Here is a 12,376-nt window from a genome sequence, read left to right as displayed (position 1 = left end):
CGACAAGCTCAGCACGAACGGAGAAGGGAGAGCGGCAGATCAGGTCTTGCGGTCGAGGGCGACGCCGTAGAGTTCCATGCGGTGGTCGACCAGCCGGAAGCCCAGCCGCTCGGCAATCAGCTTCTGGAGTTGCTCGAGTTCGGGATCGACGAACTCGATGACCTTGCCCGTCTCGACATCGATCAGGTGATCATGATGGGCTTCGGGTGCCGGTTCGTAGCGCGCCCGGCCGTCCCCGAAATCATGGCGGTCGAGGATTCCTGCCTCTTCGAACAGGCGGACGGTACGATAGACCGTCGCAATCGAGATGCCGGGATCGATCGCCGATGCGCGGGCATAGACCTTCTCGACGTCGGGATGATCCTCCGCTTCGGAGAGGACGCGGGCAATCACCTTGCGTTGCTCGGTGATGCGGAGGCCCTTTTCGTGACAAAGGGCTTCGAGATCGATCTTGCGGGCCATGGCGGTGATGTAGCGACAATCACGCCGATAAAAAAGGGGAGCAAGAACGAACAACGCCGGCCCGGGCAATGGCCCGGACCGGCGTCGTTGCCGGAGTGGCGGTGCCGGGTCGGCACCGCCCTCGATCGGAGGGCTTTAGCGCTTGCGGCGCTTGGTGCCGAGGCCAATCTTCTTGGCGAGGGTGCGGCGCTGTTCAGCGTAGTTGGGCGCAACCATCGGATAGTCGGCGGGGAGGTTCCACTTGGCGCGATACTGTTCCGGCGTCATCTGATAATGCGTCATCAGGTGGCGCTTGAGCATCTTGAGCTTCTTTCCGTCCTCAAGGCAGACGATATAGTCGGGCTTGATCGACGAACGGATCGAAACCGCCGGCTCCTGCTTCTTCGCTTCGGGCTCAGGCGCCTTGGTGCCAAGACCCGTGAGCGCGCCGTGCACGTTCGAGATCAGCAGCGGAAGATCCGAAACCGCAACGCTGTTGTTGCTGACATGTGCCGCGACGATGTCCGCGGTCAGCGTGACCAGCGTTTCCTGCAGGTCGTTCTGAGCGTCCATAGTGATCCTTTCGTACGGGTGCCGCGGCCGCAAGATTACACGCCGCTTTGTGCGCTATTGATCGGGAATGGAGCGATTGCAAGTGCAGTTGTAATGCATTTCGTCGATTTCAGGCGATCTGTTTTGAAAAGGTGTGCGCGTCGAACAGCTTACCGTCATTGCCGCGATAGTAATCGCGGCGCTCTCCGACCTTTTTGAAGCCTTGGTTATGATATAGCCGCACGGCTTCATTGTTGGCGCGCACTTCGAGATGCAGCAAATCGGCGCCGCGTTCGTGCGAATCTGCGACGATAGACCGGAGCAATGCTGTGCCGATCCCGCGGCGGCGCATCGCCGGGCGCATCGCGAGCAATAGCAGCTCCGCTTCATCCGCGATAACGCGGGCGAGTGCGAAGCCCGCGGGGCGATTGCCGCTCCACGCAATGCTGAACCACACGCCGGGCAGCGCGATCATCCCCATGCACTGACTGGGAGTCCAGGCCTCGCCGAAGCGTGGGTCGAACGCGTCGGCCATGATCGCGTTGAGCGTGGCGATATCGGCCGGAGTGCCGTGGACGATTTCGATGATCTGCGGCGCCGCGCTCATGTCGCCAGCGGCTTGGCGTCCGGCGCCCGGCCATAGATCGGACGCGGGTCGAGCGCGGTGAAGCCGGGCGTGAGCAATGCGGCATGGGCGGCGTGTGGCAACGTGTCGCGCAGATCGAGCGACGGATCGAGCGCGGCGAGGTGACGGATGCCGTTTCCGATGGCGGTGCGACCGGCGAGCGCGGCCAAGGCGGCCTCAGGCTTGAGCGAGGCGAACGGCCCGGTTTCGGCCAGCGGGCGGGTAAAGGCCTGCATGAACACCTCACCATGTCCGCCTTCGAGCGCGACGGCAAGCGCAGCCAGTGCCGGATCGGCGGCGAAGCCGGCGGCGGCGACGAGCGGGAGCGAGGAAAAGCCGCTGACCGGCGTCCCCCAGCCGAGCGCCAGACCGCGCGCGGCGGCGATGCCGACACGGATGCCGGTGAAGCTGCCAGGGCCGCAATCGACCAGGATGCGATCCGCGCGGCCGCCATCGGGAAGCTCGGCGATCATCGGGATCAGCCGCTCGGCATGGCCGCGGCCGACCTCCGCATGGCGCTCGGCAACGACCGTTCCGCCGCGGATTAACGCGACCGAGCAGGCGGCAGTAGCGGTTTCGATGACGAGGGTGAGCGGCGCGTCAGGCAATCTGGTTGAACTGCCCAAATTCGGGCCGCGGGCTGCGACCGAAGATGCTTGCCGGATCGCCATGGCCGATGGTGGCAATGAAATTGGTGCGGACCGAGGGCTGATCGGCGAAGAAGGCGCGATCCGTCGCCTCGAAGTCGATTCCCGACATCGGGCCGGTATCGAACCCCAGTGCGCGCGCCGCGATCAGCAGATAGGCGCCCTGAAGCGAGCCGTTGCGCAGTGCGTGAATCTCGCGCGCCTCGGGATCGGGGAACCAGCTCTTCGCGTCGGTGTGCGGGAACAGCCAGGGAAGCTGTTCGTGGTAATCATAATCCATTCCGATCACGACGGCAGCGGGCGCAACGCGGATCTTGGGCGGGTTGGCGCCGGTCGCGCAATCGGCGAGCTTGTCCTTCGCTTCCTGCGACAGGCACCAGACGAACCGAGCGGGCTGCATGTTGGCCGAGGTCGGCCCCATCTTGAGCAGCTCATAGATCGCGCGGATATCCGCTTCGGTCACTTCGCCGGGGAGATAGCCATTGTAGGTGCGTGCGGTGCGGAAGATCGTGTCGAGGCCGGCCTCGTCGAGCGGCGTTCCCATCAGACCGAACGCACTTCGGTGACTTCCGGGACGTAGTATTTGAGCAATTGTTCGATCCCGTTCTTGAGTGTCGCGGTGGATGAGGGGCAGCCGGCGCAGGCGCCCTGCATCTGGAGGTAGACCTTGCCCTTGTCGAAGCCGCGATAGACGATGTCGCCGCCGTCATTGGCGACTGCGGGGCGGACGCGCGTCTCGATCAGTTCCTTGATCTGGGCGACGATATCGGCGTCTTCGGGATCGTCGGTGAAGGCGTCTTCGGCAGGAACCGAAAAGCCTGCAGCGGTGCCCGGACGGAAGAGCGGCATGCTGGCGCTGAAATGATCGAGCAGAATGCCGAGCACGTCGGGCTTCAGGCCCGGCCATTCGACGCCCGGGCCGGCGGTCACGGAGATGAAGTCGCGGCCAAAGAACACGCCGGTGACATCGCCGAGGTTGAACAGCGCCTCAGCGAGCGGCGACGCCTCGGCCTCCTCCGGAGTCGCGAAATCGCGGGTGCCGGCATCCATCACGGTGCGGCCGGGCAGGAATTTGAGGGTCGCCGGGTTGGGCGTGGTTTCTGTCTCGATCAACATGCCCCCCATTTGGGCCTGAACGTGTCCCGCATCAAGCGAGCAACGGGAAACCGATTGTTGCCACCTCTGTAGCCATTTGGTGCCCGAAACGGTCGCGCTTCCCTTTTGAGGCGAGGAAGCGTAAGGCACCGCGTCTTTTTCTCTATCGATCGCATGAGGTTTGTTTGGCCAAGGAAGAACTGCTTGAAATGCGCGGCCGCGTTGTGGAGCTTCTCCCCAACGCGATGTTTCGCGTCCGGCTTGAAAATGATCACGAGATTCTCGGCCACACCGCCGGCAAGATGCGCAAGAACCGCATCCGCGTACTGGTGGGCGACGAAGTGCTCGTCGAACTGACGCCGTACGACCTGACCAAGGGCCGCATCACCTATCGCTTCAAGTAAGGCCCGGGCCATGCGGCTCGTCTTGGCCTCGACATCGCCGCGCCGCCGCGATCTGCTTGCCCGGATCGGCGTGACGCCCGACAGAATTGCCGCGCCCGACATTGACGAGACGCCGCTCAGGGACGAGCTGCCGCGCGCCTATGCGCAGCGCATCGCGCTGGGCAAGGCGCAGGCGGTCGCGCGCGACGACGACGAGATCGTGCTGGCGGGCGACACCACCATCGCCGTCGGTCGCCGCATTCTGGGCAAGCCCGAGGACGAGGCGGACCTGCGGCGGATGTTGGGGCTGTTGTCGGGACGGCGGCACCATTGTCTGTCCGCGGTCTGCCTGATCGACGGCGCGGGCAAGGCGCGGATGCGGCTTTCAGACACGGTCGTCGCGTTCAAGCGGCTGACAGACGCCGAGATCGATCGCTATGTCGCGAGCGGCGAGGGGATGGGCAAGGCCGGCGGCTATGCGATTCAGGGCCGCGCCGAAGCGTTTGTGCGCTTCCTGTCGGGAAGCCATTCCGGGGTGGTGGGCCTGCCGGTGTTCGAGACCCGCGCGCTGCTGGAGAGCGCTGGATATCCCTTGTCATGAGTCTGGCGCTTGGCTGAGTGGCTCTACGAGGCCGGAATCGGCGAGAATCGTGCGGCGCTGGTCGCGCGCGGCACCATTCGGAAAGCGCGGATCGAACTGCCGGGGCTGCGTAGCGGGACAATTGCCAGGGCCCGGCTGATCGACAAGTCGACCGGCAAGGTCATGCTCGAAAGCGGTGAGGAAGCATTGTGCGACCCGCTGCCGCCGCGGGTGACGCAGGGCGCATCGTTCATCGTCCGCATCGTCCGCGAATCGATCGCCGAACGCGGGCGCCCCAAGCTCGCCAAGGCGGTTCCCGCGCTCGATGCCGCACCCGCAGCGGGACCTGATCTGCTGGCACGGATCAGCGCGAGCGGACTGCCGGTGCGGCAGCTGCGCGCGCACGAGCCCGATGCGCTCGAAGACGCGGGCTGGTCCGAAGTGCTGGAGGAAGCACGAACCGGCGAGATCGGCTTCGCAACCGGCGCGCTGCGGGTGGCGCTGACCCCGGCGATGACCCTGTTCGACGTCGATGGCGGTCCGCCGCTGGGCACGCTGTCGGTCGATGCCGCACACGCTGTCGCAGCGGCGATGGAGCGGCTGGGGATCGCGGGATCGATCGGCATCGACTTCCCGACACTGGCCAACAAAAGCGAGCGCAACGCGGTGGCCGAGGCGATCGATGCGGCGCTGCCGCAGCCGTTCGAGCGGACCGCGATGAACGGCTTCGGCTTCCTTCAGATCGTGCGGCGCAAATCGCGCATGTCGCTGCCCGAGCTGCTCGCCGCCGATCCTGCGGGCGCTGCGCTGCGGGCCGAGCTGCGGCGGCTTGAGCGGCTTCCCCCGCCCGCGCCCGATACCCATATGCTGCATCCGGCACTATTGCGGCGGCTCGAGCGCGAACCCGAATGGGTCGCGCAGCTGCACCGCCGCACCGGCGGGCGCACAGAATTTTTGGAGCAAACGTGAAACGCGACGACTGCCCGATCTGTGGCAATACCCCCGACCCGGCGTTCAAACCCTTTTGCAGCCGCGGCTGCAAGGACCGCGATCTGCTGCAATGGCTGGGCGACGGCTATCGCCTGCCCGGCGCCGCGATCGACCCCGATGATGCCGAAGGTGCGCAAAGCAGGCTGGACAGGGGCGAAAGCCCCGACTAAGAGCGCGCCTTCCGGTTCAATCCGGACGCATAAAGTCCCCGGCTTAGCCGGTTGGGCCCGGGTAGCTCAGTTGGTAGAGCATGCGACTGAAAATCGCAGTGTCGGCGGTTCGAATCCGTCCCCGGGCACCATTAGTCGCCTGAAATCATTGGTTTTCTAGAAGGCGCTGCATGGCGCAGGATGCGTGCGCGCATTCTGCTGCAATCGCATCAGAAAACGGCGCCGATGTTTCGTTCAAGCTGATCCATCGTCTTGTCGATATGCACTCCAGTAGCGACGGCGGACTTTACGGGCTTTTCGTGCATGCCAGCTTTCATCTGCAGGAAAAGGTGCCACGTTCTGCCAGCGAGATCTTATCTCGGGAGCATAAACTATGCGGTTACTTTGAATTGCATAGAGGTCAGGTATCGCTCATGCGGCACGGCAGGCGAGTGTTCCCAACCAGGCAAATTGGATGACAGATATGATCCGACGTTCATTCACGGCAGCGCTCGCGGCATTCGCCTGTACAGTATCGGCCATACCCGCGTCCGCTCAACAAACGTCCTCGACGGCGAAGATCGCGACGGTGGAGGTCACTTCGGGCGGAAATTATGGCTTTCGTGTAATGTTGGTCGGTAATCCGACGATGTGTACGGGCGGTCCCAACTGGGCGTTCTTGGAGCCAACCGATTCCAATTACGAAGCCTATGTCAGCGCACTTCTTTCTGCATATATGTCAGAGAAGGTTGTGTCTGTGGTTGCAGCGCCGGTGTCGGCGAGCGGTAACACATTCTGCCAGATCATCTTCATCCGCTTTTAGCGTTATCGCGTGACGGGAACGGACACGCACCATGTCCTTCCGCACCAATCCTCGAGACGGCGCCCGATCGATCTGGCATTCGCTTGCGCGTTCAGGATCGGGCGTAGCGGTCGAGGCCGAGGCCCTGGATGTCGATCGGCGGGCGCTCGCCGGTCATCACTGCGGCGGTGACGGCTGCGGAGCCGCAGGCCATTGTCCAGCCGAGTGTTCCATGCCCGGTGTTGAGGAAGAGGTTGGGCAGGCGGGTTGGTCCAATGATCGGCGGGCCGTCGGGTGTCATCGGACGCAGGCCGCTCCAGAAATTGGTCTCGCCGCGGCCAGCTGCCGACGGGAACAGATCGTTGAGGCAGTGCAGCAAGGTCGCCTCGCGGCGCTCCGGAAGCGAATTGTCGTAGCCCGAGATCTCGGCCATGCCTCCCACGCGAATGCGCCCGCCAAGCCGGGTGATGGCGATCTTGAACGTCTCGTCGAGCAAGGTCGAGACGGGGGCAGCGTCAGGATCCGCCACGGGCACGGTGATCGAATAGCCCTTGACCGGATAGACGGGCAGCCGGAGGCCGACCTGGCGTGCCAGCAGCGGCGAGTGGCTGCCGAGCGCGAGCAGATAGGCATCGCCCCGGATGAGGCCCTTGCTCGTCTGCACGCCGCTGATCGCGCCCTGTTGTTCCTCGAGCCGGTGGATATCGGTCGAGAAGCAGAACTCGACGCCGGCGGACGCCAGCCGCTCGGCCAGCCGGGTCGTGAACAAATGGCAGTCCCCGGTCTCGTCATTGGGAAGGCGAAGCCCGCCCTCGATCCGGTCGCGCGACGCGGCGAGGCCGGGTTCGGCGGCAACGCAGCCATCCCGGTCGAGCAGCTCGAACGGGACGCCGTAGGAACGCAGGACATCCATGTCCTTGGCGCTCCCGTCCATCTGCTTGGGCGTGCGGAACAGCTGCAGCGTGCCCTGCGCGCGTTCGTCATAGGCGATGTCCAGCAATGCGCGGATGCCCGTCAGTTCATCCCGGCTGAACTCAGCGAGCCCGACCATGCGGCTCTTGTTGAGGGCGTATCGCGCCGTGGTGCAGTTGCGGAGCATCGCGGCCAGCCAGCGCAGCATGGCGGGATCGAAGGTCGGGCGCAGGATCAGCGGAGCGTGCCGCATCATCAGCCAGCGGATCGCCTTCATCGGGATGCCGGGCGCTGCCCAGGGCGAGGCGTAGCCGGGCGAAACTTCGCCCGCGTTCGCGAAGCTGGTCTCGAGCGCTGCGCCAGGCTGACGATCGACCACGACGACCTCGTGTCCCGCGCGCCGGAGATAATAGGCTGCGGTGACGCCGATGACGCCCGCTCCAAGGATCACGGCCTTCAACGCATCTCTCCCGACATCAGTTTGATGTAATTGTTGCCCGCGTGCGCGGGGCGGTGGTGGTTCGCCGGGCGGGAATGTGGATGAAGCGGGTGCGAATTATCGACGAATTCTGCGTTAAAACCTGTTAAATCTGGGGGACTGTCAAAGTTTCTGCGAATTTGTGGAGGAATATGCCGTGAGTGCGCTCGATGCCGTTGACCGCCGCATCCTGAACCAGCTGCGGTTGAACGCGCGCGTCACCAACAGCGCGCTGGCAAAGGAGGTGGGCCTGTCGGAGTCGGCGTGCCTTCGGCGGCTCAAGATGCTGGAGCGCAGCGGCGTCATCCGCGGGTACACGGCGATCATCTCGGGCGGCGATCCCGAAGAGGGCATCGACGCCGTTGTGCAGGTCGAGCTGGAGCGGCAGACGGAAGAGTATCTCACGCGCTTCGAGGCGGCGATGCGCAGACACGCGGAGATCCGCGAATGGTACCTCCTGAGCGGTGCGGGCGACTATCTGTTGCGGCTGCGGGTTTCGGACATGGAAGACTATTCGCACTTCCATCGCGATGTCCTGTCGCGGCTGCCGGGGGTCTCGCGCATCAACTCGAGCTTCGCCATGCGGAGTCACCGCAGGGGCTGATCGCGCGGCGAATCCGGTGAGACTATCCGCGATGCGGCGCGGGCTGCCGATCCGCCGCCGGGGGATTGAGCGCGACGATCGGGGCAGGCAGTTCGACCAGACTGTCCTCCGGCACATCGTTCCTCAGCCAGACATTGCCGCCGATGCGGCTGCGCGCGCCCACGGCGATCGGGCCGAGCAGCACTGCGCCGGGGAAGATCACGACATCGTCGCCGATCTGCGGGTGGCGGCGGGTGCGGTGGTTGGCGGCGTGCGCGGCGCCGGCCGCGAGCGGCGCTCCGCCCAGCGTCACACCCTGATAGATGCGGACGCGGTCGCCGATCACCGCGGTCTCACCGATGACGATGCCGGTGCCGTGGTCGATGAAGAAGCTGCGCCCGATCGCCGCAGCGGGATGAATGTCGATCCCCGTCTCGCTGTGCGCGATCTCGGCGATGATGCGCGCTACCAAAGGCGCTCCGAGCGCATGGAGGCAATGCGCGAGGCGGTGGTGGATGATTGCGGCGATCGAGGGGTAGGAGAGCAGCACCTCGTCGACGCTGCGCGCGGCGGGATCGTTGGCATAGCCCGCGGCGACATCGGCATCGAGCAGGCGGCGGATGCCGGGCAGGCTTTCGGCGAAGTCGGTGAGGATATGCTCGACGGCATAGCCCTCTTCGACGCGTGAGATTCCGGGGCGGGCGATGCGCAACTCGAGCTCGATCTGCGCGCCAAGCTGCGACAGGGTCGATTCGAGCGTGGCCTCGACCCAGGCATTCTCGTTGCTGGCGGTCAGCTCGGGCGGGCCGAGGCGCAGCGGGAACAGCGCGGTGCCGAGCTCACGCAACAACCGTGCGAGCACGCGGCGCGACGGGAACTCGATGCCCTGCTCGGCATGGCGGTCATGCCCTTGCCGCCAGTCGCGACGGGCTTCGCGCAGGCCCGTGACTACCCGGTCCAGATTGCGCGGGTAAATCTCTGCCGCTGCCTGTTCCCTGCCCATCGTCCATTCCTCACTATTCGCCTATCAAATTGATAGGAAATGTGCGGCACGGAAAGATAGTTTTGGTTCGTGCAGATCAAAAAACGGCCAGCCGCGGGAGGGCGGCTGGCCAGGGAATGTGCGAACGGCGTTCTGCTTGAAAGGGAGGATCAGAACGCCACGCGGGCACTCAGCACGAACTGACGGCCGCTGTGCGTCAGCACGTTGAGCCGGTTGGTCTCGTCCACGAACTGGTCGTTGAGCTCGTCGGTCAGGTTGATGCCTTCGAGGCTCAGCTTGATCTTGTCGGTGAGGTTGTAGGAGATTTGCGCGTCGATATTGGTTGTCGCGTTGGTGCCGTTATAGGCGTTGCCCTCGGTCCCCGGCACTGCGGTCAGATATTTCGAGCGATAGGCGATCGAGCCGCGGATCGAGAATTTCTCGGTCTCGTAATAGAGCGTCGCGTTGGCGGCGTGTTTGGACAGGCCGAGCAAGGTCGCGGTGACGCTGTCGGTGCCCGTGGCGGAGAGGCGGTACTCGATGTCGGAATCGACGTAAGTGTAGTTCGCCAGCACCCCGAAATTCTTGAGGAAGCCCGGCAGGAAGGTGAAGGGCTGCTGGATATTCACTTCGAACCCGCGCAGCATGCCGCCCTTCGAATTGACCGGCTGGCTGACGATGAAGATGTCCGACGGCGAGGCGGTGGTGCCGGTGAGCAGTGAATCGGGCAGGCCGAGGCTGGAGAAGGGGACGCCGGTGCTGAGCGTCTGGACGAAGCTGCCGATATCCTTCTGGAACGCCGAGACCGCATAGATTGCGCCGCGCGTGGGATACCATTCGATCGACGCGTCGAGATTGGTCGATTCGGTCGGCGTCAGGTCCGGATTGCCCGAGCTGAAGGTACGGTTGCCGCCCGAGACGTTGAGGTTGCCGCCCGGGGTGAGGGACCCGATCCCGGCGCGCGCGATCGTCTTGGCCGCGGCGAAGCGGACGAGCAGCGTGTCGGTGACGTCGAAGACCAGATTGGCTGAGGGCAGCCAGCGGTCGTAGCTGCGGTCGGCGGTGACGAGGTTCACCGTGCCGCCCTGGCTGGCATAGCCGGTCGAGAGCTGGTCGGTCTTGACGTAACGGACGCCGACATCGCCGCGCAGCGGGAAGCCCGCGTCGGCAAGGTTGAACTCGGCCATGCCCCACACGCCGAGATCATCCTCGCGCACCGTGACGAAGGATCCGCGCGCGGTGGCGTTCTCGATCCCGCCGGTGGCGTAGGTCGGATTGGTCGGCGCGTTGAGATAGGCGAGGAAGGCGTCGAGATTGGGTACCACCCAGCCGGTCGGGGTGCCTGAGGGCATAGCGAGGCCGCGGCCGAAGCCGGTGAACTGGGTGACCAGCGGTGCGATCTGCGCAGCGGTGAGTGTGGTTACGACGGTTTCGCCCGAGAGGCGGCGGCGCTCGCTCGAATCATAGTCGAAACGTCGCCAGTCCGCCCCGGCCTTGAGCTTCAGAACCGGGCTCGCGGTCCATTCAAGGAAGCCCTTGGCGTTGGTGAAGCTGTTGTCGACCGACTGCGGCCGGATGCGCACTTCCGAGGTGCCATTGGTGAAGGCGAAGGTCGCCGGGTTGGTGACGTCGACACCCGGCTTGATCGTCGGGAAGCGGGTCGAGAAATCGTAGAAAAAGCCGTTGGTGTTGGCGGCGTCGAGCGTCACAGTGGTCTGCACCGGATTGCGGAATTCGGAGCGCGAATAGCCGACAATCGCGCCGAATTTGAGATTCTCGCCCAGCTTCTGATCGAGTGTGCCGGTAAGCTGGTAGAAGTCGGTCTTGAGCTCATCGTAGCGGGCCTGCACGCGCAGATCGACCGCGTCGAACGTGCCGCTGATGATGTTGTTGTTGCTGTCGACCGTGCCCGAGCGGATGATCGTCTGAGGCTTGCCCGATCCCGAGCGGCTGAAGCCGATCGCCTGCAACTGCGCTTCCTTGCGGGTGCCGTCGAGGCGCGAATAGAGACCGTCGATCGAAATCAGCGTTGCATCGCTTGGGCGATATTGCAGCGCGATCGCGGCGCCGAGACGCTTCTGGGCGATGTCGTAGCTGACGAGGCCCGGGATGCGCGGATGATAGAGCGCGGTTTCGGGGTTGGTGTCGTTAATCTGCGCGATCGTCTTGCCGGCGATGGTCGACGCGGCGTTGAACCCACCGTTGAACCCGCCATAGGTCCAGCGCGTGATGTTGGCACCTTCCTCGACGAGACGGCGTTCCTCATAGGCGATAGAGACGAGTGCGCCGAATTTGCCGTCCGGGCTGGTGGTGGTGAGCAGGGCGGAGACGCGTGGCGTCGCCTTCTGCGCAAGGTCGTTATAGCTCACTCCGGCAGAGAACACCGCAGTCGGCTTGCGATAGTCGAACGGGCGCGCGATCTGGAGATCGACAGTGCCACCGAGCGACCCTTCCTCGACATCGGCGGTCGCGGTCTTGCGGACCGTGAGGCTGTTGAACAGGTCCGACGAGAAGATGTTGAAGTCGAAGCCGCGGCCGCGGTTGACGCCGCCCGAATTGTCGGTGCCGCCGGTGGTGCCGATCGCTTCCATCCCATTGATGCGCACGCGGCTGTAATCGGGGCCAAGGCCGCGGATCGAGATGTTGCGGCCTTCGCCATTGACGCGGCTTATCGCAACGCCGGGGATGCGCTGAAGCGATTCCGCGAGGTTGAGGTCGGGGAATTCGGCGATGTCCTCGGCTTTGATCGCATCGACCGCGGCGGTCTCGCGCTTCTTGATGTTGAGCGCGCTGCTGAGGCTTTCGCGGAAGCCGGTGACGATCACTTCCTGGCCGGCTTCGGTGGGCGTGGCGGTTTCCGCGGGGGGCTGATCCGGTGCGGTCTGGGCGTGTGCGGCGGAAAGGGCGGTAACCGCAGCCGACAGCGCGAACACGGATTTCAGGACATGGGCACGGGACATTTCAGACTCCCCTCGGTAGCTGTGTACGGCTTCGTGGACGAGCCGATTGCGATGTTCTGCTAGGCGGGACCGGGGCGGCGAGGCCAACGCCAATCGAACATGGATCGATGCGCGACGCGCACTGATCGTGTCTCGGCGCTGGCGAACCTCATGTCGATCCAGCCAGTTTGCGACTTGATCGTCCCGCTCTTTGTCTT

Annotated in this window: 16 protein-coding genes and 1 tRNA gene; 8 read left to right on the top strand and 9 right to left on the bottom strand. The window is 64.6% G+C overall.

Features of this window, described 5'->3' with window-relative positions:
* Positions 1 to 39: 39 nt before the first annotated feature.
* The 6 genes from AC07NK_RS01220 to AC07NK_RS01195 all read right to left on the bottom strand — a co-directional run bounded on the left by AC07NK_RS01220 (position 40) and on the right by AC07NK_RS01195 (position 3,381).
* Entirely contained in the window at positions 40 to 462 is a 423-nt protein-coding gene (locus AC07NK_RS01220; protein ID WP_495168747.1) for a Fur family transcriptional regulator, read from the bottom strand.
* Between the two features lie 135 nt (positions 463 to 597).
* Entirely contained in the window at positions 598 to 1,014 is a 417-nt protein-coding gene (locus tag AC07NK_RS01215) for a Ros/MucR family transcriptional regulator (protein ID WP_495168746.1), read from the bottom strand.
* 109 nt (positions 1,015 to 1,123) lie between these two features.
* Complete coding sequence (locus AC07NK_RS01210) at positions 1,124 to 1,600, bottom strand: GNAT family N-acetyltransferase (RefSeq protein WP_495168745.1); 477 nt, start codon at positions 1,598 to 1,600, stop codon at positions 1,124 to 1,126.
* Positions 1,597 to 2,226 carry a tRNA (adenosine(37)-N6)-threonylcarbamoyltransferase complex dimerization subunit type 1 TsaB gene (gene tsaB, locus AC07NK_RS01205; RefSeq protein ID WP_495168744.1) on the bottom strand — a complete coding sequence of 210 codons (630 nt, stop codon included), beginning with the start codon at positions 2,224 to 2,226 and terminating at the stop codon, positions 1,597 to 1,599. Before tsaB ends, AC07NK_RS01210 begins: the two co-directional genes overlap by 4 nt.
* Positions 2,219 to 2,809, bottom strand: coding sequence for a malonic semialdehyde reductase (locus AC07NK_RS01200; protein WP_495168743.1), 591 nt, complete (start codon positions 2,807 to 2,809; stop codon positions 2,219 to 2,221). The genes tsaB and AC07NK_RS01200 overlap by 8 nt, the downstream gene beginning before the upstream one ends.
* On the bottom strand, positions 2,809 to 3,381 hold the full coding sequence (locus AC07NK_RS01195; protein ID WP_495168742.1) for a NifU family protein: 573 nt from the start codon (positions 3,379 to 3,381) through the stop codon (positions 2,809 to 2,811). Before AC07NK_RS01195 ends, AC07NK_RS01200 begins: the two co-directional genes overlap by 1 nt.
* Positions 3,382 to 3,545: 164 nt before the next feature.
* Between AC07NK_RS01195 and infA the strand changes: the two genes are divergently transcribed.
* The 7 genes from infA to AC07NK_RS01160 all read left to right on the top strand — a co-directional run bounded on the left by infA (position 3,546) and on the right by AC07NK_RS01160 (position 6,285).
* Positions 3,546 to 3,764 (top strand): translation initiation factor IF-1, encoded by a 219-nt coding sequence (gene infA, locus AC07NK_RS01190; protein WP_066578926.1) that lies wholly within the window; start codon positions 3,546 to 3,548, stop codon positions 3,762 to 3,764.
* Positions 3,765 to 3,774: 10 nt separating this feature from the next.
* Positions 3,775 to 4,344: a Maf family protein gene (locus tag AC07NK_RS01185; protein ID WP_495168741.1), complete on the top strand. Its 570-nt coding sequence runs from the start codon at positions 3,775 to 3,777 to the stop codon at positions 4,342 to 4,344.
* 9 nt (positions 4,345 to 4,353) lie between these two features.
* Positions 4,354 to 5,292 (top strand): ribonuclease, encoded by a 939-nt coding sequence (locus AC07NK_RS01180; RefSeq protein WP_495168740.1) that lies wholly within the window; start codon positions 4,354 to 4,356, stop codon positions 5,290 to 5,292.
* Positions 5,289 to 5,483 carry a DNA gyrase inhibitor YacG gene (locus AC07NK_RS01175; RefSeq protein WP_495168739.1) on the top strand — a complete coding sequence of 65 codons (195 nt, stop codon included), beginning with the start codon at positions 5,289 to 5,291 and terminating at the stop codon, positions 5,481 to 5,483. Before AC07NK_RS01180 ends, AC07NK_RS01175 begins: the two co-directional genes overlap by 4 nt.
* Before the next feature lie 55 nt (positions 5,484 to 5,538).
* A tRNA-Phe gene (locus AC07NK_RS01170) sits at positions 5,539 to 5,614 on the top strand.
* A gap of 39 nt (positions 5,615 to 5,653) precedes the next feature.
* Positions 5,654 to 5,941 carry a hypothetical protein gene (locus AC07NK_RS01165; RefSeq protein WP_495168738.1) on the top strand — a complete coding sequence of 96 codons (288 nt, stop codon included), beginning with the start codon at positions 5,654 to 5,656 and terminating at the stop codon, positions 5,939 to 5,941.
* Positions 5,938 to 6,285, top strand: coding sequence for a hypothetical protein (locus AC07NK_RS01160; protein WP_495168737.1), 348 nt, complete (start codon positions 5,938 to 5,940; stop codon positions 6,283 to 6,285). The genes AC07NK_RS01165 and AC07NK_RS01160 overlap by 4 nt, the downstream gene beginning before the upstream one ends.
* Positions 6,286 to 6,376: 91 nt before the next feature.
* Here AC07NK_RS01160 and AC07NK_RS01155 read toward each other — a convergent pair whose 3' ends face one another.
* Positions 6,377 to 7,636, bottom strand: a complete 1,260-nt coding sequence (locus tag AC07NK_RS01155) for a D-amino acid dehydrogenase (RefSeq protein ID WP_495168736.1) — start codon at positions 7,634 to 7,636, stop codon at positions 6,377 to 6,379.
* Positions 7,637 to 7,811: 175 nt separating this feature from the next.
* Here AC07NK_RS01155 and AC07NK_RS01150 point away from each other — a divergent pair, with 175 nt between their 5' ends.
* Entirely contained in the window at positions 7,812 to 8,258 is a 447-nt protein-coding gene (locus AC07NK_RS01150) for an Lrp/AsnC family transcriptional regulator (protein WP_495168735.1), read from the top strand.
* A gap of 22 nt (positions 8,259 to 8,280) precedes the next feature.
* Here the strand turns inward: AC07NK_RS01150 and epsC are convergent, their stop codons facing one another.
* Both epsC and AC07NK_RS01140 read right to left on the bottom strand, forming a co-directional pair.
* The gene (gene epsC, locus AC07NK_RS01145) at positions 8,281 to 9,240 is read right to left on the bottom strand and encodes a serine O-acetyltransferase EpsC (RefSeq protein WP_495168734.1); all 960 of its coding nucleotides are present in this window, start codon (positions 9,238 to 9,240) and stop codon (positions 8,281 to 8,283) included.
* Between the two features lie 149 nt (positions 9,241 to 9,389).
* A complete protein-coding gene (locus AC07NK_RS01140) occupies positions 9,390 to 12,179 on the bottom strand; it encodes a TonB-dependent receptor (protein ID WP_495168733.1) in 2,790 nt (929 codons plus the stop codon).
* Positions 12,180 to 12,376: the final 197 nt, after the last annotated feature.

The sequence above is a fragment of the Sphingomonas sp. GW821-FHT09B04 genome (genome assembly GCF_059418285.1).
Note: the sequence above shows the minus strand (reverse complement) of the source record. Positions and strands in the feature narration are given on the sequence as shown.